This window comes from Micromonospora sp. NPDC047670, from assembly GCF_043204915.1.
In the GTDB taxonomy this organism is placed as follows: Bacteria; Actinomycetota; Actinomycetes; order Mycobacteriales; family Micromonosporaceae; genus Micromonospora.
In genome coordinates this window covers 126,105-143,823 of sequence record NZ_JBIDDA010000009.1, presented here as the reverse complement: position 1 = coordinate 143,823, position 17,719 = coordinate 126,105, and the positions used below count along the sequence as shown (strand labels likewise).

Genomic DNA, 17,719 nt, shown 5'->3' with positions numbered 1-17,719 from the left:
AGATTTCCCGGATGAACACTCGACGGCTGGCGACCACGGGGGTCGCGATCGTCGCCGCGCTCAGCCTCGGTCTGACCGGGTGCGGCACGAAGACGGACGCGGGCACCCCGGCCGGCAACGGCACCGGCGCCGCACCGGCCACCAGCTCGGCCCCGGCGGACGCCCGCGCCGAGCTGAGCGCCGCCGCGCAGAAGCTCAACCAGCAGAGCGTCCGGATGAAGCTGAAGTCGGCGGTCATCAACGGCAGCGGCGTGATGGACCCGGCCACCAAGACCGGCGACATGACCATGAAGATGGGCACGGGAGGCACCTTCCGGGTCCTGATGCTCGGCGACGACGCCTACCTGAAGATCAGCGGCATGCCGGGGATGCCGAAGAAGTGGATGCACATGGACGCCACGAAGCTCGGCGAGAGCGGTCAGCTAAACCTGATGCCCGAGGGCGACCCGGGCGGCGCGAAGCAGATGATCGACAGTGTGGTGGACGTGGAGAAGACCGGCGCGGGCACCTTCGCCGGCACCCTGGACTACACCCGCACGAAGGCGAACGACGAGTCCATCAAGGCGCTCGGCGACAAGGCCAAGGCCGTCCCGTTCACCGCCAAGGTCGACGACCAGAACCGGCTCGTCGAGTTCGTCATCGACACCAGCGTGCTGCACGAGGCGCTGGGCAAGATGACCACCACGTACTCGGACTTCGGCGCCCCGGTCTCGGTGCGCAAGCCCGCGGCGAGCGAGACCCAGGAGGCCCCGGCGGAGCTGATCAAGGCCATGGGCTCCTGACGTACGCGAAGGAAGGGGCGGCGCCGGTCGGCACCGCCCCTTCGTCGTCTTCGCGTCTCAGCCGCGCAGCGGCCGGCCCACCTCGTGCAGGTGCGCGAGCGCCTGCCGGTACGACTCGATCAGCCCGGTCTGGGCGTACGGGATACCCCGCTCGGCGCAGTACGCGGCCACGATCGGCTGCGCCCGGCGCAGGTTCGCCCGCGGCATGTTCGGGAACAGGTGGTGCTCGATCTGGTAGTTGAGCCCGCCGAGGGCGAAGTCGACGAACGGGCCACCCCGGACGTTGCGGGAGGTGAGCACCTGCTTGCGCAGGAAGTCGAGGTCGTCGTCGGCCGTCGGCATGGGCATCCCCTTGTGGTTCGGGGCGAACGAGCAGCCCATGTAGAGGCCCCACAGTCCCTGGTGGACGGCGACGAAGAGCAGCGCCTTCACCGGGGACATCACCAGCAGCAGCGCGCCGAGGTAGCCCACCGCGTGCAGGCCGAGCAGCAGCGCCTCGGCCCTGCGGTGCCGCATCGGGGTGCGGAACCGGCCGTCCGGCTCCCGCCCCACGACCGCCTGCACGCTCGCCACGTGCAGGGCGAGCCCCTCCAACAGCAGCATCGGGAAGAACAGCCACGCCTGCCGGCGGGCCAGCCAGCGACCGAAGCCGCGCGTCTCGGCGGCCTGCTCGTACGTCCAGACCAGCGCGCCCGCCCCGACGTCCGGGTCCTCGTCCTCGTGGTTCGGGTTGGCGTGGTGCCGGTTGTGCTTGTCGACCCACCAGCCGTAGCTGAGCCCCACCGCCAGGTTGCCGGCGAGCAGGCCCACCGCCTCGCTCGGCCCGCGCCGGCGGAACATCTGCCGGTGCCCGGCGTCGTGGCCGAGGAACGCCACCTGCGTGGTGGCGACGGCCAGGAACACGGCGACCAGGAGCTGCGCCCAGGAGTCACCGACCAGCCCGACCGCGGCCCAGCCGGCCGCGAAGACGCCCAGCGTGAGCACGATCCGCGTCACGTACCGGCCCGGCCGCCGCTCCAGCAGGCCCGCTCCGCTGATCCGCCGGGACAACTGCGCGTAGTCACTGCCCCGCCGTACCGGCGGTTCTGCCACCGCTGCGAGCACCATTGCGGCTCCCGTTCCCTCGATCCGAGCCGCGCCGGTCGGCGCAACCCCTGCCCTCCAGTCTCCGGAGAACGGTTGCGCTGAGTAACCCTGTCCACCCCCGAACCGGGGGTAGGGCAGGCCCTACCCCCGGCCGCCGCGATGCCGGTCGCCCCGGCCGCCCCCCGTTGGCGCGGCCCCCGAAGACCCGCGACGCGGTCGCCGCCGCCACGCGCGTGCCCGGCGGAGTTCGCCGAGGCCAGCCCCGGCTCCGGTCAGCCCATCCGGCCGACGGCGGCCCGGAGCCGGGTCAGGTCCCGCCGACGTCGTTCGTACGTCGCGGCGAGGCCGATCAACGCGAACCCGCCGAGGGCGAGGAAGACCCACCGGGGCAGCAGGTCCCACCCGCGGACCAGCTCGTGCAGCGCGAGCAGCGCGAGGGTGACCCCGCCGAGCAGCACCGGCGCCTGCCAGCGGCGGGTCGCTCCGGCGAGCACCGTGCCGAGCGCGGCGGCGCCCAGCAGCAGCCGCCGCCACGGCTGGGGATCCGGCGCCACCAGCACCGACACCAGGCTCGGCAGCAGCGCCGCCGCGAGCCCCGGGCCGAGCGCCAGCCAGCTGGTGAGCCCGGGCCGGGTGCGCAGCGCCGCCACGCCCGCCCCGAGGGCCAGCGCCGCCGCGGGCACCGTGTACGCCTCCAGCACCGCCACTCCCCCGGCGGCCAGCAGCAGCCAGCCGCCGAGCAGCTCGCTGCCGGCGGCGACGCCCGCGAAGGCCCAGCGCCGGCCGGCCGACTCGCCCCGGCGCAGCACCCGCAGCGCGACGGCCGCTCCCCACAGCACGCAGACCGCCGCGGCGTGCCGGAGCGCGCCGACCGCGAGCAGCAGCGCGACCAGCGCCACCGCCTGCGCCGCCGCCTCCAGCGCCACCGCCGCCGGGGCGGCCCCCCGACGGGCCGGGTCGCCCGCGTCCGCGCCCCGACGGCCGTCGAGCAGCGCGGCGGCGGCCAGCGTGAGCACCGCGACGGCGAGCACGGCGAACGCGGCCGCCCGCAGCGGCAGCCCGCCGGCCAGCGGAGCGGTGACCGCCAGGCCGGTGGCGGCGGCCACCGCGACCAGGCAGCCGGCGAGCCGGGCGTCGTCCCGGCGGGCGGCCCCGCCCACCACGACCGCCGCCACCACCAGCACGCCCAGGCCGGCGAGCGTGCCCGCCCGGGTGGCCAGCAGCCCGAGCAGCCCGGAGGCGGCCAGCACCAGCCCCACCGGCACCCCGACCGGGGCGAGCAGCGCGCGCGGCGCGGCCAGCGCGGCGACCAGCACCGCGGCCACCCCGAGAAGCAGCGTGGCTACCGGCGCCACCGGCCACGGCGCGCCGGCGGCCACGAGCAGCACCGGCAGCGCCGTCGCGGCGAACGGCAGCGCGACCAGCGCGGCCCGCCACCACCCGGAGCGCGCCGACGCCACGCCGCCCGGCGCGCCGGGCCCGGCGACACCCGCCGCGCCGGGCCGGGCGGCCAGCAGTCCGGCCACCGCCAGCACGGCCAGCGCCACGCCGGCCGGGAACGCCTCCGGGACGGGCTCGACCGCGGGCGGCCCGGACCAGGGCGGCACCCCGCCGTACGGCGCGAGGAGGACCGTGAGCGCCACCGGCGCGGTGGCGACGACGGAGACCGCCAGCAGCCCGCTGCCAGCCACCCGCAGGACCGTGTCGGAGCGCGCCGCGCCGCCCAGCGTCGCCAGCAGGACCGCCACGGCGGCGTAGAGCGTCACCGGCTCGTCGGCGGGCACGACCAGCGGCGTCAACCCGACCAGCAGGACCGCCACGGCGAGCGCGACGGAGGCGTACGCCCGCAGGTCGGGCCAGTGCCGACGGACCGCGAGCAGCCCGGCCGGCAGCAGCACGACGGCGGCGAGCGCCGCACGCGCCTGCCACCAGGCCGGCGCCCCGGCAGCGAGCAGGGCGACGGCCGCGCCGGCCGGCGCCGCGAGCGGCGCGCCGGCCAGGAACACCCCGGCGATCCCGCGCTGGACGGCCGTGCCGCGCCGTCCGGCGGCGGCCACGGCGAGCCCGGCGACCAGGACCACCGCGAGCGCCGCACCCGCGCCGCCGGGAGCGGCGAGCCCCACCAGCAGTCCGTGCCCGAGCAGGAAGGCTCCGGACGCCGTCGCGGTCACCGCCGTCCAGGACCGGACGCCCGCCCGTCCCACCGCGACGCCCAGCAGGCCCGCCCCCGCCGCCAGGTCCAGGGCCACCACCGGGGGCCACGGCGACGGCCAGCCGGCGGGCACCGCGAGCGCGGTGGCCGCCACGCCGAACGCGGCCAGCGCCGGCCGGGCGGCCCGGGGCAGCAGCAGCCCCACGGCCGCGAGGGCCAGCGCGATCGCCGGCGGCAGCTGCCACCCCCATGCGACGTCCGGCCCGGCGGCGGCCCCCTGCCACGGCGGCAGCGACCGGCCGACCGCGGCGCCGGCGAGCACGACGGTCATCAGCACGGCGAGCTGGGCCGTCCCCCCGGCCACCAGCAGCGCGCCGACCCGGGGACCGGTCCGCCACCGGGCGGGCAGCAGCCGCACCGCGCCGGCCAGCGCCGCCACGACGAGCGCCGCGAGCAGCAGCACCAGCGATGGCCACAGCTCCGCGACCGGGCGGACGGCCGCGCCGGCCAGCACCGGCACCAGCAGCCCGGCGGCGACGGCGCGGAACACCCGCCCGCCGGTGAGCAGCGCCGCGCCCAGCAGCGTCAGCGCCGCCAGCAGCAGGGGCGCGCCGGCGAGCAGCGGGCTGCCGGCGGCCCGGCCGACGACCAGCGGCACCAGCGCGCAGCTCGCGGCCACCGCCAGCGCGCCGGCGTACCCGATCCAGGCGACGACGCGACCGGCGAGGACCGCCGGGCGCTCCCCCGACCCGCCCGCCGGCGCGGGCCCCCCGCCCGCCGGCGCGGGCCCCCCGCCCGCTGGGGCGGGCACCGCGGCCGCCGGTCCCCCGCCGCCCGTGGTCGCGGCGCCGCCCGCCGGTCCGCTCCGGCGACGCAGCGCGACCAGCACCGCCAGGTCGAGCAGCGCCACCCCGACGAAGACCACCGCCCAGCCGGCGGCGTCCGGCCGGGCGCCGACGGCGAGCAGGGGCAGCACGGGCTGCGCGGTCACCAGGGCCGCGAACCACGGCACGGTCAGCCCGCTGAGCCGGGCGTACCCGGCGGCGACCGCCGCGCCGACCCCCCCGACCAGCGCGGCGTAGCGGGTGGCGGGCCAGCCGGCAACCCCGAACAGGTCCACCGTCCAGGCGGCGTACCCGTCGAGGAGCACCAGCAGCAGCCCCACCGCGGCGAACGTCTCCGCGGTGCCGCGCAGCCCGCGCCGCACCGCCACCAGGGGCGCGGCCAGGGCGAGCGCGGTGAACGCGGCCAGGATCAGGGCCCGGCCCGCGACCCCGACCGCCGCCCAGGCGACCGCCGTGAAGACCACCGCCGCGGTGCCCAGGAGCAGTCCGCCGAGGACGAACAGCAGGCTCTGCACCGTCCGGGTGGAGGTCTCCGCCCCGCCGACGCCCGCGCCGACCGGGGCCGGCGCAGGGCCCGGCGCGACCGGCCCCCGACCCGGCCACGCCGGCGCCGGGTGGGTCGGCACCGACGCCGGGCCCGCGGCGGGCGCCGGAATCGCGGCGGGCGTCGGAATCGCGGCGGGCGTCGGAATCGCGGCCGGGCCGGGGAACTGCGCCCGGATCGCGGCGGCCAGTTCGGCCCGGCGCCGCCGGCTCGCCGCCAGTCGGTCGACGAGCCCCTGGTACGCCGCGCGGGCCCGCTCGACCTCGCCGCCGAGCACGACGATCTCCCGGTCGAGCCGGATCACCTCGGCGGCGGCCGGGTACGGCGGCCGCCCGCAACCGGAGCAGCCGGAGCCGAGATCGGCCGGCGCGCCGCAGGCGGGGCAGGGGTAGCCGGTGTTCTGCACCCGGCCATTCTCAGCCGGCGCGCGTCACCGGCCCAGAGTGCGCGTACTCAGGGGCGGGTGTGCTCGTGCACCCAGGCCGCGTACGCGGGGTCGCCGCTGTCCACCCTGCTCACCAGGATCTCCGGCACCTCGTACGGGTGGCTGGCCCGGATCTGCTCCACCAGCGCGGCGGCCCGGTCCGGCGCGGTCTTGAACTGCACCGACCACTCGGTGCTGGTCTCGACCCCCGAACGCCACCAGTAGGTGCTGTCCACCTGGCCGCCCACCTGCGCGCAGGCCGCCAGCCGCCCGGCGACGGCCGCGGCCGCCAGCACGTCGGCGACCGACCGCGCGTCCACCACCGTCGTCACCACGCAGATCTGGTCCACCAGCGCACCCTACGCGGCGTCGTCCCGATTGGCCGCGATCCACTCGTCGATCCGCGCCCACCAGTCGAAGAGCCAGTCGATCCGCTCCTGCCTGCCGGTCGGCGCCTCCTCCGGCGGCACCGACCAGAAACGCATCACGATCCGTTTGTCCATCGGCAGTTCCCGCCACACGTCGGCGACGGTGAGCATCCGGTCCAGGCCGGTGTGCGCCACGAAGATCACCCCGGCGTCCGGCGCGGCGTCCAGGGCCGCGAGCAGCCCACCGGGCTGCGGGGCGAGCACGTGCCGCATCCGTTCCGCGCGCAACGCCATCCGCTCCAGGCCCAGGGCGCGCAGCCGGGCGATGGCCCGCAGCCGGCGGCCGGGGGTGAAGTTGCCGCCCTCGGGGAAGATCACGAAGGCGTCGTCGTCGTCCAGGCCCTCCGCCAGGTGCCCGATCTGCTCGGTCACGGAGCCCCGGCGGTCCTGGCCGGGCGCGAGGAAGCGGTTGGGCAGCCGGTTGAGCAGCACGTCGATCGCCGGGTCCCACTGGAGGCTGTCCTTGAGCACGATCCGCGGCTCCCGGTTGAACCAGTTCACCAGGGCGTGGATCAGGATGAACGAGTCGCCAGGGCCGGCGTGCCGGCAGAGCACCAGCTCCGGCCGGCCGGGCAGCGCCGTGTCCGGATCGGTGCCCACCACGTCGATGTTCAGGTGCAGCGTCCAGCGGGCCTGCCAGAAGAGCACCCGCAGGAACCAGCCCGCGAGCAGGTAGTGCGCCCGTTGGAAGGCCGGCGACCGGACCCGCCACCCGAAGCCGGAGGCGACCCAGAGCACGAAGAGCGCGAGCAGCGCCGCCGCGTCCCAGACCAGGTAGACGCAGCCGATCCAGAGCAGTCGCAGCGGCCGCAGCCGGCCGGGCACCAGGGGCGAGGCGGCCGCCGCGAGCAGCGCCCAGACCGGCAGGGTGGTCACCACGAGGAAGGCGAGCAGCACCGCGCCGGGGGCCAGGAGCAGCCGGCGTACCCACCACGGCGGGAGGGGCATCAGCGCTCCAGCTGGGTGGCCAGGTAGTGCCGGGAGGCCGTGTACGCCCGGCTGATCCGCCGCCCCACCGCCGCCATGTCCCGGTACGCCCACGGGGTGTCGTCGCGCGGGTTGAGCCCGCCGGTCGGCAGCACGTGCACCTCGACCCCCTCCGGCAGGGCCGCCATCTCCCGGGCGAACCGGTGTCGCCGGGCGATCTCGAACGCGACCTGGGCGATCTCCCACGGCCGGCGGGGCGGGCTCAGCTCCCGTTCGATGCGGCCCACCTGGAGTACGAAGATCCGCCCGGCGCCGGCGGCGACCGCCTCGCCGATCGGGATCGAGTTCACGATCCCGCCGTCGACGAAGTGCTCGTCGCCGATCCGGGCGGGCGGCAGCAGCCCCGGCACCGAGGCGGAGGCCAGCACGGCCGGCACCAGCGGCCCGCTGTCGAACCAGTGCTCGGCGGCCCGTTCGATGTTGGCGGCGCAGCAGCGGAACGGCACCGCAAGGTCGGCGAAGGTGGTCTCCGCGCCCAGCTCGCTCTCCAGCAGCTTGCGCAGCGGGCGGGGCGAGTGCAGGTGGGTCCGGGCGGCGAACCGGCGCAGCTGCCGGGCCACGGAGTCGCCGTACACCTCGCTCGCCTCCGGCGAGGCCCAGAGCCGGACCAGCCGGTCGGTGACCGCCTCGGACGGTTCGGCGGCGACCAGCGCGCCGTTGACCGCCCCGATCGACGTGCCGAGCACCATGTCGGGCCGGATCCCGGCCCGGAACAGGGCACGCAGCATGCCCACCTCGACCGCGCCGAGGACTCCCCCGCCCCCGAGCACGAACGCCACCGGTCCCCGCGCCATGGGGCCCATCCTGGCACGGGCCCGCACGGTGTCGGCGACGGGCCGCAGCGACGGGCGTTGACAGGCCGGACACATTCACGCAACCTGATAGCGCTCCCACAGCGAGGCAGGTGCGATCCCCGTGAAGCCAGCACTGCACCCCGGCCGTCTGCTGTCCCGCAGGTACCGGCTCGTCGACCAGATCGGGGCCGGCGGCATGTCGGTGATCTGGCGGGCCCGGGACGAGGTGCTGGACCGGGTCGTGGCGCTGAAGGTGCTCGCCCCGTCGCTCGCCGCCGACGCCCGCTTCCGCGACATGGTCCGCGAGGAGGCCCGCGCGGCGGCCCAGCTCGTCCACCCGCACGTCACCTCGGTGCACGACTACGGCGAGACCGTGGCGCCCGACGGGTCGATCACCTCGTTCGTGGTGATGGAGCTGCTGACCGGTGAGGAGCTGGAGTTGCGGCTGACCGAGGGGCCGCTGCCGTGGACCGAGGCGGTCGAGATCGCGGCGCAGGTCGCCGACGCGCTCGCCGCCGCGCACCGGCTCGGCATCGTGCACCGGGACATCACCCCGGCCAACGTCATGATGACCCGGGTCGGGGTCAAGGTGCTCGACTTCGGCATCGCCGCCCGGATCGGCACGCCGGACGACGACGAGGACGGCGGCACGTTCGGCACGCCGGCGTACGTGGCGCCGGAACGGCTCGACGGGGCGCCGGCGCAGCCGGCCACCGACGTCTACTCCCTCGGGGTGCTGCTCTACGAGGCGCTGACCGGCCGGGTGCCGTACCCGGCGGACACCTGGGAGCAGCTCAGCGAGGCGCTGGCCGGCGACGGCCCGCCCCCGCTGGCGGACGTGCCGGGCCTGCCGCCCGAGGTGGCCCGCACCTGCCTGCGCTGCCTGGCCCGCGACCCGCTGGAGCGGCCCACCGCCCGGCAGGTCGCCACGGTCCTGCGCGACCAGTTGCTCCCCGCCGACCCGCAGGCCGCCACCATGCTCGCGCCGACGATGACCCTCCCGGCACTCGCCCCCGCGGAGGCGGCACCGGCCCCGCCGGCCGACCCGGCGGCACCCGCCCCGCCGGTCGCCGCAGCGGCACCGGCCCCCTCGGCCGGCGCGGCGGCCCCGGTGCCGGGCACCGGGGAGCCGGGCCAGCCGGGCGGCCCGGAGGCGCCGGACGCCCCCGGCCAGCCGGCCGCCGGTCCGCGCGGGGCGGCGGAGCCCCGCAGCGCCCGCCACGCGCGGGAGCGCGGGCGGCGCCGCGTGCCGCGGCCGGCGCTGGTCGCGCCGGTCGTGCTGGTCGTCGGGGTGACGCTGGCCGTGCCCGCGTTCCGCCAGGAGGAGATCCGCCCGCCCCGGTCGCTGCCCACCACGGGCCCGACCACCCCGGCCGCCTCCCCCACGTCGCCGGCCGCCCCGCCGCCCCCGTCGGCGTCCCCGACGGCCGCCCGTCCGGTCGCGCCGGAGCCGGCCCCGACGACCAAGGCGCCCGGGGACCTCGTCGAGGCGGCGAACCGGCTCGACGGGCTGATCGGCGCCGGTCTCGACGACGGGGGCATCCGCCCCGACGTCGGCCAGGACTTCCGCAACGAGCTGCGCAACCTGACCGACGCGGCCCGCGCCGGGGCGGGCGACCTGAGCGAGCGAGTGGCCCGGCTCCGCGAGAAGGTCGCGATCCGGCGCGGCGAGGGCGCCATCACCGAGTCGTACGCCCGCCGCCTGGACAGCGCTATCACCGCGCTCGGCGCCGGGCAGACCTGACGGCGCGCGACAACCGACGGTGCGGCCCGGCCCGGCGCAGGGACCGGGTCCGACCGCCCGCAGCCGGGCCCGGCGGGACACACCCCACCGTCCACGCGGCGCTGGCCGGGCGGAGCACACCGCGTCAGCACGCCACCGGGCCGCGCGCCGCACAGCCTGCGCGGGTCAGCGCGCCGCCGCCCGGACCGGCTCCCGGGCGGCAGCGCCCGGCAGGGCCGCGGCGGCGGTGAAGCGGCGGTACACCCGCTCGTAGCCGGCGGCGATCTGCTCCGTGGTGAAGTGCTGCGCCACGTGCGCCACGCAGGCCGCCGGATCGAGACCGGGCGCGGCGCGCAGCGCGCCGGGCAGGTCGTCCAGGCGCTCGCAGATCAGCCCCGTGACCCCGGGCCGGACGAGCTCCGGCACGGCCCCCCGGTTCAGCGCCACCACGGGCGTCCCGGTCGCCATGGCCTCCACCATCACCATGCCGAACGGCTCCTCCCACTGGATCGGCATGATCAGGCACCGGGCCTCGACCAGCAGCCGCAGCGCCTCGGCCCGGTCGGCGTCGAGCACCACCCGGACGTCCTCGCCGAGCAGGGGGCGGACCACGTGGTCGTAGTAGCGGCGCTCCGCCGGCTCGTTGCACTTGCCGGCGAGCACGAGCGGCAGGCCGGCCGCCCGGCACGCCCGGATGGCGGCGTCGGGGCCCTTGTCGGGGCTGAACCGGGCCAGCCAGAGCACCGGCCCGTGGCTGGGCGCGTTCTTGTGCGGGATGCCCCGGACGTCCATCGCGTTGTGCACGGTGCCGACCCAGGGCAGCCGCGGGTTGAGCCGGCGCTGGGCGTGGGAGATGGCGACCAGCCCCACGCCCCGGTCGGTGTCGCTGAGCACGTCGCCGTACTCGCCCACGGGGTTGCCGTGCACGGTCGCCACGGTGGGCACCGCCCGGCGGCCGGCGACCAGCGGACCGATCGTGGTGTGGTCGTGGATGACGTCGAAGTCCGCCGCGTCGACGAGATGGTTCACCCGGGCCAGGTGGGCCAGCTCGGGCAGCGCTTCGCCGAGCCGTTCGAACTGCAGCTCGGGCACGGTGGAGACGAAGGCGGCGGCGGTCCCGTGCTCCCGGCCCGCCCCGAACACGGTCACGGCGTGACCCCGGTCGACCAACGCGTCCACCAGGCCGGTCACCACCTGTTCCAGCCCGCCGTAACCGGGCGGCGGCACCGACAGCCACGGCGGGACCACCATCGCGATCCGCAACGGCCGTTCCGCCGCGCGGTCGGCCGGCAGGTGGTTCACGCCCACGAGTCCTCCCCGTCGGTCACTGGTGCGGTGGGCAGCCGGCGCCGGATGCGCCGCGACCGGTCACCGCTCTCGGCGGGACCGGCGACGGTTTCCCGGTCACGGCGTCGGTACACCGGACGGACCGGTCGCTCAGCCGCCCACCAGGAGCCGGTCGCGCACCGCCCGCACACCCTCGGCGGACCAGGCCACGCGCTCCGCCTCGTCCCGTTCCCACCAGGACCGGACCACACCGCCGAGGATGACGGTGTCCCCGTCCATCTCGACGGTCACCCGTTCCGTGCCGATCCCCCGCAGCAGCGCCCGTTGCAGGTCGCGCCGGGTGCGCTCGGCGTCCGGCCGGGCGGTGGGCCGCACCTCGACCATGTTCGTCACCCCGCGTACGTCGCGCAGCCGGCGCAGCTCCCGTTCGGCGGTACGCCGCTGCCAGCCGAACTCCACCTCGCCCCGCAGCATCACCCAGCCGTTGGCCACGGTGACGTCCAGCCGCTCGGCGGGGACGAAGCTGTCCCACTCCAGCGCCCGGCTCGCCGCGATCGCGATCTCGGCGTCCGTACGCGCCGCCTCACCGGGCAGGCGCACCTCGATGTCGTCGGCGACCGCCCGCACCCCGCGTACGCGCTGCGCGCAGCGTTGCGCCGCCCACTTGCGGGCGGAGCCGTCCACCCAGCCGGTCAGGGTGACCACGCCGTCGGCGACGCTCACTCCGATGTCGTTCGGCTGCACCTGGGCGTCCCAGGCCAGCTCGTCGAGCACGTCCCGCTGGATCCGCTCGTCGGTCCGAACGGCCGCTGCCGTGGTCATCGCACCCCTCCGTACGCCTCGCCGGGTCTGCCACCGACCCTGCCGCCGCGACGGGTGACGGCGGTTCACCCGAACCGGGTGAACCGCCGTCGGAGAGGAAGCGGCGGGTGGCGGAGCCAACCCCCTTGGCCCCGCCACCCGCCGCCGGAGGGAGGAGGAAGGTCTCGGATACGGGTTACGACGTCTCGGCGAGCGTCACGGTTGCCGTGGATTCGGCGCCGTTGCGCTTGTAGGTCACCTCGACCCGGTCGCCGACCTTGCCGGCCTGCACGGCGCCGACCAGGTCGTCCGAGTCGTTGACGACCTTGTCGCCGAACCGCGTGATCACGTCGCCGCGCTGGAGCCCGGCCTTCTCGGCGGCGCTGCCGGCGGTGACGGCGGCGACCAGCGCCCCGCCGCCCTCGGCGGCCGTCACGCTGACCCCGAGCGACGGGTGGCTGACCTTCTCGCCCCGCTGGAGCTTGCCGGCCACGTCCTTGGCCTTGTTGCTGGGGATCGCGAAGCCGACGCCGATGTTGCCGGTGTTGCCCTGCCCGGCGGTGGCGATCGCGGTGTTGATGCCGATCACCTCGCCCCGGGTGTTGACCAGCGCGCCGCCGGAGTTGCCGGGGTTGATCGGCGCGTCGGTCTGGAGCAGCCCGGCGATCGAGCTGGCGCCCTGCCCCGGCTGTTCCTGGCCGCCGCCGGCCTGGATGGTGCGGTCCCGGGCGCTGAGGATGCCGGCGGTGACCGAGCCCTGGAGGCCCAGCGGGCTGCCGAGGGCGAGCACCTGGTCGCCGACCTGCATCGCGTCGCTGTCGCCGAACGTGGCCGGCTTCAGGTCGCTGACGCCGGTGGCCTTCACCACCGCGAGGTCGGTCTTCGGGTCGGTGCCGATGATCCTCGCCTCGACGGTCTTGCCGTCGGCGAAGACCACCCGGACGCTGTCCCGGCCGGCGGAGGCGACCACGTGGTTGTTGGTGAGCACGTAGCCGTCGGCGGTGAGGATCACGCCGGAGCCCTCGCCGCTGTCGGTGGCGATGGAGACCACGCTCGGCTGCACGGCGGCGGCGATCCGGGGCAGGTCGGCGCTGTTGATCACGGGCGCCGCGGAGTAGGTGCGGGTGATCCCGGAGTCACCGTCCACGGCCAGCGCGAGCGCCCCGCCGGCGACGCCCGAGCCGAGCATCAGGGCGAAGACCGCCACACCGGCGCCGGCGAGCTTGGCGATCCGGCCCGGTCGGGGGCCGGCCGCCGGGGCGGGGGCCCAGGGCGGCACCGGCTGGCCCGGGTGGTGCGGGTGCTGGCCGTAGCCGGCGCCCACCGGTCCCGGCTGTCCCCCGCTCCAGCCGGACTGCTGGCCGTACCACGGCGCGCCGGGGTACGGGGTGGCCGGCGGGTAGCCGGGGTGGCCGCCCTGCGGGTGGCCGGCGGGCCGGGGCTGTCCCGGCACCGGGTAGGGCGGGGTGGCCGTCGCCGGCTGCGCGGTCTCGGCCGAGCCGGCCGGGGCGGACCCGGCGGTCGGGGCGCCGGGGCCGGCGGCCCGGGCGTCAGGGCCCGCCGCCGAGGCGTCGGGGCCGACAGCCTGGGCGTCGGGGCCGACAGCCTGGGCGTCGGGGCCGACAGCCTGGGCGTCGGGGCCGGCGGCCTGGGCGGGGTCGGGCACGCGGGTCGGCTCCGGGGCACGGAAGGCCGCGTCGGACGCGGCCGGCATCTCGGCGGTCGGGCCGGCCGTACGGGGGGCCTCGGCGCGCGCCGCGGCGGGCTCGCCGGGGGCCGACGCGATGGTCTCCATGGCGACGGTGTCGGCAGCCGAAGGCGGGGAGTCGGACTGCGCGTGCTCGACGCGGGGCAGCTCGGCGGTGGGGTGCGACGGCTCGGCGTCGGTGGCGGCCGGCCGGCGCTGCGGGTCGGACTCGTACTCGGTCATGGCTCCACCTTCGCGCGCGGCACTGCGACCAGCCTGGAACCGGCCTGAATGTTGGCTGAAAGTCACTCGCCATCACCCTCGGTGTCCGGCACGAGCGGCAGCCGGACCCGGAAGGTCGCGCCCCCGCCCGGGGTGTCGGTCACCTCGACGGTGCCGTGGTGGGCGCGCACCAGGGCCGCGACGATCGCCAGGCCGAGCCCCGTGCCGGTGTTGCCGCCGGCCCGTCGGGTACGCGCCGCGTCGACCCGGTAGAAGCGCTCGAAGACCCGCTCCGCCTGGTCGGGGGTGAGTCCGGGGCCGGTGTCCGCCACCTCCACCACGGCGAGGTTCCCCGGCTCGGCCCGCAGCCGCAGGGTCACCGAGGCCTCCGGCGGGGTGTGCGTGAGGGCGTTGGTCATCAGGTTGCCGATCACCTGGCGGAGCCGGGCGTCGTCGCCGTAGACCACCAGCGGGCCGGAGCCGGGCTCGATCTCCAGCTCCACCCGGCGCTCCGGGGCCACCACCCGGGCGGCCTCGACCGCGTCGCTCGCCAGCACCGGCAGCTCCACCGGGGCGAGGGAGAGCGGCCGCTCCCGGTCCAACCGGGCCAGCAGCAGCAGGTCCTCCACCAGCAACCCCATCCGGGCCGCCTCCTGCTCGATGCGGCGCAGCAGGTCGGCGGTCTGCTCCGGCGCGCCCGCCGCGCCCTGCCGGTACAGCTCGGCGAAGCCCCGGATGGTGGTCAGCGGCGTCCGCAGCTCGTGTGAGGCGTCCGCGACGAACTGCCGCATCCGCTCCTCGGAGCGCCGGGCCCGCGCCTCGGACGCCCGCGCCGCGCCGGCCGCGTCCCGGGCGGCGGCCTCTGCCGAGCGGGCGGCGGTCTCCGAGGCGGCCCGCGCGGTGAAGGCCGCCTCGATCTGGGTGAGCATCGCGTTCAGCGCCCGCGAGAGCCGGCCCAGCTCCGAGGTGGGGCACTCCTTCCCCTCTTCGGGGTCGGGCACCCGCCGGGTGAGGTCGCCACCGGCGATGGCGGCGGCCGTACGCTCGATCTCCACCAGCGGTTTCAGGCTGGTCCGGACGATCGCCGCACCGACGGAGGCGAGCAGGATCAGCACCGCTCCGCCGACCAGGAGGTCTATCCAGACCAGCCGCTTGACGGCCAGGTCGACGTCGGTGAGGTGCTGCCCGACGACCAGGATCTCGCCGTCGCGCAGCGGGGTGTAGAGCATCCGCCAGCGGGACCTGCGGTCCTGGGCGTTGACCGTGAACGGCTCACCGGTCAGGGCGGCGAAACCCTCGATGGTGCCCGGGATCTGCGGCAGCTGTTCGGGCCGGAAGTTGCGGTTGTCGTACTCGGGTGACATCACGCCGCCCGGCTCGGCCAGGGAGACCATGAAGTCGCTGGGCAGCGTGGTGCCGCCCGCCCGGCCCTCCTTGTAGAGGTTCAGCACCCTGTCGACGGAGTTGGTGGTGCGGCGCAACTCCCCGTCCACCTGGTCGATGAGGTAGCCGTGCAGGAAGACGGTGGTCAGCGAGCTGATCACCAGCAGCGCGGCGGCGACCAGGGCCAGCACCGAGGTGACCAGCTTGACCCGCAGCGGGATGCCGCGCAGCCACACCTTCGCCGGTTGGAGCGGGTTCACGCCGCCGGCTTGCGCAGCACGTAGCCCACGCCCCGCAGGGTGTGGATCAGCCGGGGCTGGGTGTTGTCCACCTTGCGGCGCAGGTAGGAGATGTAGGACTCGACGATGTTGTCGTCGCCGCGGAAGTCGTAGTTCCACACGTGGTCGAGGATCTGCGCCTTGGACAGCACGCGGTTGGCGTTCAGCATCAGGTAGCGCAGCAGCTTGAACTCGGTCGGCGACAGCTGCACCCGCTGGCCGGCCCGGTGCACCTCGTGGGTCTCCTCGTCCAACTCCAGGTCGGCGAAGGTGAGCCGGGAGGGCGCCTGCTCGCCGGTGCTGGTGCGGCGCAGCACCGCCCGGATCCGGGCGGTCAACTCCTCCAGGCTGAACGGCTTGGTGACGTAGTCGTCGCCGCCCAGGGTCAGTCCGCGGATCTTGTCGTCGGTGGCGTCGCGCGCGGTGAGGAAGACCACCGGCGTCCGGGTGCCGCCCTCGCGCAGCATCCGGATGACCTCGAAGCCGTCCAGGTCGGGCAGCATCACGTCCAGCACCACGAGATCGGGCCGGTGGTCCTTGGCGGCGTGCAGGGCCGCGCTGCCGCTCGTCGCGGTGGCCACGTCGAAGCCCGCGAAGCGCAGGCTCGCGGAGAGCAGTTCGAGGATGTTGGGATCGTCCTCGACGACGAGCAGTCGCGCCTCGGTCTGGGTAGCGGCCATGCGCCCATCATCCGCGCTCTCGCTGCGTCCGTGCTGAGGGCTCCCTGGAAAAAGCCTGTGAGCGGCCGCGGGGTCAGCGCAGCAGCCGGCGCAGCCCGTCCAGCGCCCCGTCGAGCAGCCGGATCGCCGTACGCAGCTGCGAGTCGGTGAGCCGGCGGGCCCGCACCAGGGCGCCGACCTCGACGGTGAAGGCCGCCAGCCGCTGGTCGAACTCGGCGAGCGACCCCGCCCCCGGCGCGTGGGTCGGGGCGGGCGCGGGGGCCGGGCCGGGCGCCGGGGGCGTCCAGCGGGCCCGGCGGGTCTGCCGGGTGGCCTCGCGCAGTTCCCGCTTCAGGTCGCGGACGGAGCCGCGTACCTCGTCCCGGATCTCCCCGGCCAGGGCGGACAGGTCCTCCACCGAGGCCGCGATGTCCGACTCCAGGGCGGTCACCTCGCCGGCCCGCTGGCGCAGCTCGGCCCGGCCGGCCTCGGTGATCTCGTAGACCTTGCGGCCGCCGACGGCGGTGTGGGTGACGAGCCCGTCGCCCTCCAGCCGCTGCAACCGGGGGTAGATGGTGCCGGCGCTGGGCGCGTAGAGGCCGAGGAAGCGCTCCTCCAGCAGGCGGATCAGCTCGTAGCCGTGCTTCGGGCCGCCGTCGAGGAGCTTGAGCAGGTAGAGCCGGAGCCGCCCGTGACTGAACACGGCGGTCACGGCAGCTCCCCTTCCTCGTCGCCCACCGGGCGGGCGAGCAGCGCGATGCTGCCGGAGGTGGCGGACGCCCAGAGCTTACCCTCGCCGGCGCCGAGCACTCCCTCGCTGTCGACGACGGCCCCGGGCACGGCGCTGCCCAGCACCTGGGCGAAGCCGCTGGTGATCCGGCCCGCGGTGGTGCGCAGACGCACGGCCAGGTCGCTGTCCTCGCGGACGCGGACGGTGATGCTGCCGGAGGTCGTGCTGAGCCGGATGTCGCTGCCCCGCGGGTTGTCCAGGTCGCAGGTGATGGCACCGGAGACGGTCCGGGCGCGCACCTGCCCGGCCGCGCTGTCGGCGAGGGTCACCTCGCCCGAGACCGTCTCCATGTCGAGGTCACCCGCCACGCCGAGCGCCTCGACCGGGCCCGACGTGGTCTTCGCCGAGGTCTGGCCGCGCAGCCCCATCAGCGTGATCCGGCCCGCCGTCACCTCGACCCGGGTCCGGCCGCGCAGACCCGACGCGACCACCGGCCCGTCGACCAGCTCCAGGTCGGCCAGCACGTCGGCGGGGACCGCGACGGAGACGTCGACCCGGGACAACCGGGACAGCGGCCCCGCCCACCAGACGGACTCCGGCCGCCACCACCGCCGGCGCCGCTGCTGGCGTACCGAGAGCCGGCCGTCGTGGTGCTCGACCAGGACCGGCCGGCGGCCGACCCGGGTGACGTCGACCCGGGCCGGGCCGTCGGTGGCCACCACGTTGAGGCTGCCGCTGAGCAGGTGGACGTCCAGCCGGGTGACCGGCCCGTCCGGGGTGAGCCGCTGCGGGGCGGCCACGGTCCAGCCGGTCATCCGTCCTCCTCCGTCGGGCGCCGGACGCGGCGCATGGCGACGGGACGAGGGTAACGCGATACATCGCGATACGACAAGCGTCGCCCGGCAGG

Annotated in this window: 14 protein-coding genes; 2 read left to right on the top strand and 12 right to left on the bottom strand. The window is 76.5% G+C overall.

The genetic code is table 11. The features are described from left to right. The first annotated feature begins 11 nt into the window (after positions 1-11). Positions 12-782, top strand: coding sequence for a hypothetical protein (locus ACGF7U_RS22165; protein WP_393109446.1), 771 nt, complete (start codon positions 12-14; stop codon positions 780-782). Between the two features lie 57 nt (positions 783-839). Here ACGF7U_RS22165 and ACGF7U_RS22160 read toward each other — a convergent pair whose 3' ends face one another. From ACGF7U_RS22160 to ACGF7U_RS22140, 5 genes are all read right to left on the bottom strand, one after another. Beyond that, a complete protein-coding gene (locus ACGF7U_RS22160; protein ID WP_393109444.1) occupies positions 840-1,889 on the bottom strand; it encodes a fatty acid desaturase family protein in 1,050 nt (349 codons plus the stop codon). A 251-nt stretch (positions 1,890-2,140) separates the two neighbouring features. After that, positions 2,141-5,815: an SCO7613 C-terminal domain-containing membrane protein gene (locus tag ACGF7U_RS22155; RefSeq protein ID WP_393109442.1), complete on the bottom strand. Its 3,675-nt coding sequence runs from the start codon at positions 5,813-5,815 to the stop codon at positions 2,141-2,143. A 47-nt stretch (positions 5,816-5,862) separates the two neighbouring features. Next, on the bottom strand, positions 5,863-6,183 hold the full coding sequence (gene cutA, locus ACGF7U_RS22150) for a divalent-cation tolerance protein CutA (RefSeq protein ID WP_091103345.1): 321 nt from the start codon (positions 6,181-6,183) through the stop codon (positions 5,863-5,865). Positions 6,184-6,192: 9 nt separating this feature from the next. Next, positions 6,193-7,209: a 1-acyl-sn-glycerol-3-phosphate acyltransferase gene (locus tag ACGF7U_RS22145; RefSeq protein ID WP_393109440.1), complete on the bottom strand. Its 1,017-nt coding sequence runs from the start codon at positions 7,207-7,209 to the stop codon at positions 6,193-6,195. After that, positions 7,209-8,042, bottom strand: a complete 834-nt coding sequence (locus ACGF7U_RS22140) for a patatin-like phospholipase family protein (protein ID WP_393109438.1) — start codon at positions 8,040-8,042, stop codon at positions 7,209-7,211. Before ACGF7U_RS22140 ends, ACGF7U_RS22145 begins: the two co-directional genes overlap by 1 nt. A 121-nt stretch (positions 8,043-8,163) precedes the next feature. On the opposite strand from ACGF7U_RS22140, the gene ACGF7U_RS22135 reads away from it, so the two are divergent. Continuing rightward, the gene (locus ACGF7U_RS22135; RefSeq protein WP_393109436.1) at positions 8,164-9,786 is read left to right on the top strand and encodes a serine/threonine-protein kinase; all 1,623 of its coding nucleotides are present in this window, start codon (positions 8,164-8,166) and stop codon (positions 9,784-9,786) included. A 165-nt stretch (positions 9,787-9,951) separates the two neighbouring features. On the opposite strand, the gene ACGF7U_RS22130 is transcribed toward ACGF7U_RS22135, so the two are convergent. From ACGF7U_RS22130 to ACGF7U_RS22100, 7 genes are all read right to left on the bottom strand, one after another. Then, positions 9,952-11,016 (bottom strand): glycosyltransferase family 4 protein, encoded by a 1,065-nt coding sequence (locus tag ACGF7U_RS22130; RefSeq protein WP_393109632.1) that lies wholly within the window; start codon positions 11,014-11,016, stop codon positions 9,952-9,954. Positions 11,017-11,202: 186 nt separating this feature from the next. Next, positions 11,203-11,874 carry a BON domain-containing protein gene (locus ACGF7U_RS22125; RefSeq protein ID WP_393109434.1) on the bottom strand — a complete coding sequence of 224 codons (672 nt, stop codon included), beginning with the start codon at positions 11,872-11,874 and terminating at the stop codon, positions 11,203-11,205. A gap of 175 nt (positions 11,875-12,049) precedes the next feature. Then, positions 12,050-13,783 (bottom strand): trypsin-like peptidase domain-containing protein, encoded by a 1,734-nt coding sequence (locus ACGF7U_RS22120; protein ID WP_393109432.1) that lies wholly within the window; start codon positions 13,781-13,783, stop codon positions 12,050-12,052. A gap of 62 nt (positions 13,784-13,845) precedes the next feature. Next, the gene (locus ACGF7U_RS22115; RefSeq protein WP_393109430.1) at positions 13,846-15,405 is read right to left on the bottom strand and encodes an ATP-binding protein; all 1,560 of its coding nucleotides are present in this window, start codon (positions 15,403-15,405) and stop codon (positions 13,846-13,848) included. Then, positions 15,402-16,103, bottom strand: a complete 702-nt coding sequence (locus tag ACGF7U_RS22110; protein WP_091103329.1) for a response regulator transcription factor — start codon at positions 16,101-16,103, stop codon at positions 15,402-15,404. The genes ACGF7U_RS22115 and ACGF7U_RS22110 overlap by 4 nt, the downstream gene beginning before the upstream one ends. A 73-nt stretch (positions 16,104-16,176) precedes the next feature. Next, complete coding sequence (locus ACGF7U_RS22105) at positions 16,177-16,794, bottom strand: PadR family transcriptional regulator (protein ID WP_393109428.1); 618 nt, start codon at positions 16,792-16,794, stop codon at positions 16,177-16,179. Then, positions 16,791-17,627: a DUF4097 domain-containing protein gene (locus tag ACGF7U_RS22100; protein ID WP_393109426.1), complete on the bottom strand. Its 837-nt coding sequence runs from the start codon at positions 17,625-17,627 to the stop codon at positions 16,791-16,793. The genes ACGF7U_RS22105 and ACGF7U_RS22100 overlap by 4 nt, the downstream gene beginning before the upstream one ends. Between the last annotated feature and the right edge of the window lie 92 nt (positions 17,628-17,719).

Coding starts and splice junctions, on each gene's coding strand:
- ACGF7U_RS22165 (WP_393109446.1), top strand. CDS start 12: ATGAACACTCGACGGCTGGCGACCACGGGGGTCGCGATCGTCGCCGCG.
- ACGF7U_RS22160 (WP_393109444.1), bottom strand. CDS start 1,889: ATGGTGCTCGCAGCGGTGGCAGAACCGCCGGTACGGCGGGGCAGTGAC.
- ACGF7U_RS22145 (WP_393109440.1), bottom strand. CDS start 7,209: ATGCCCCTCCCGCCGTGGTGGGTACGCCGGCTGCTCCTGGCCCCCGGC.
- ACGF7U_RS22140 (WP_393109438.1), bottom strand. CDS start 8,042: ATGGCGCGGGGACCGGTGGCGTTCGTGCTCGGGGGCGGGGGAGTCCTC.
- ACGF7U_RS22130 (WP_393109632.1), bottom strand. CDS start 11,016: ATGGTGGTCCCGCCGTGGCTGTCGGTGCCGCCGCCCGGTTACGGCGGG.
- ACGF7U_RS22125 (WP_393109434.1), bottom strand. CDS start 11,874: ATGACCACGGCAGCGGCCGTTCGGACCGACGAGCGGATCCAGCGGGAC.
- ACGF7U_RS22120 (WP_393109432.1), bottom strand. CDS start 13,783: ATGACCGAGTACGAGTCCGACCCGCAGCGCCGGCCGGCCGCCACCGAC.
- ACGF7U_RS22110 (WP_091103329.1), bottom strand. CDS start 16,103: ATGGCCGCTACCCAGACCGAGGCGCGACTGCTCGTCGTCGAGGACGAT.
- ACGF7U_RS22100 (WP_393109426.1), bottom strand. CDS start 17,627: ATGACCGGCTGGACCGTGGCCGCCCCGCAGCGGCTCACCCCGGACGGG.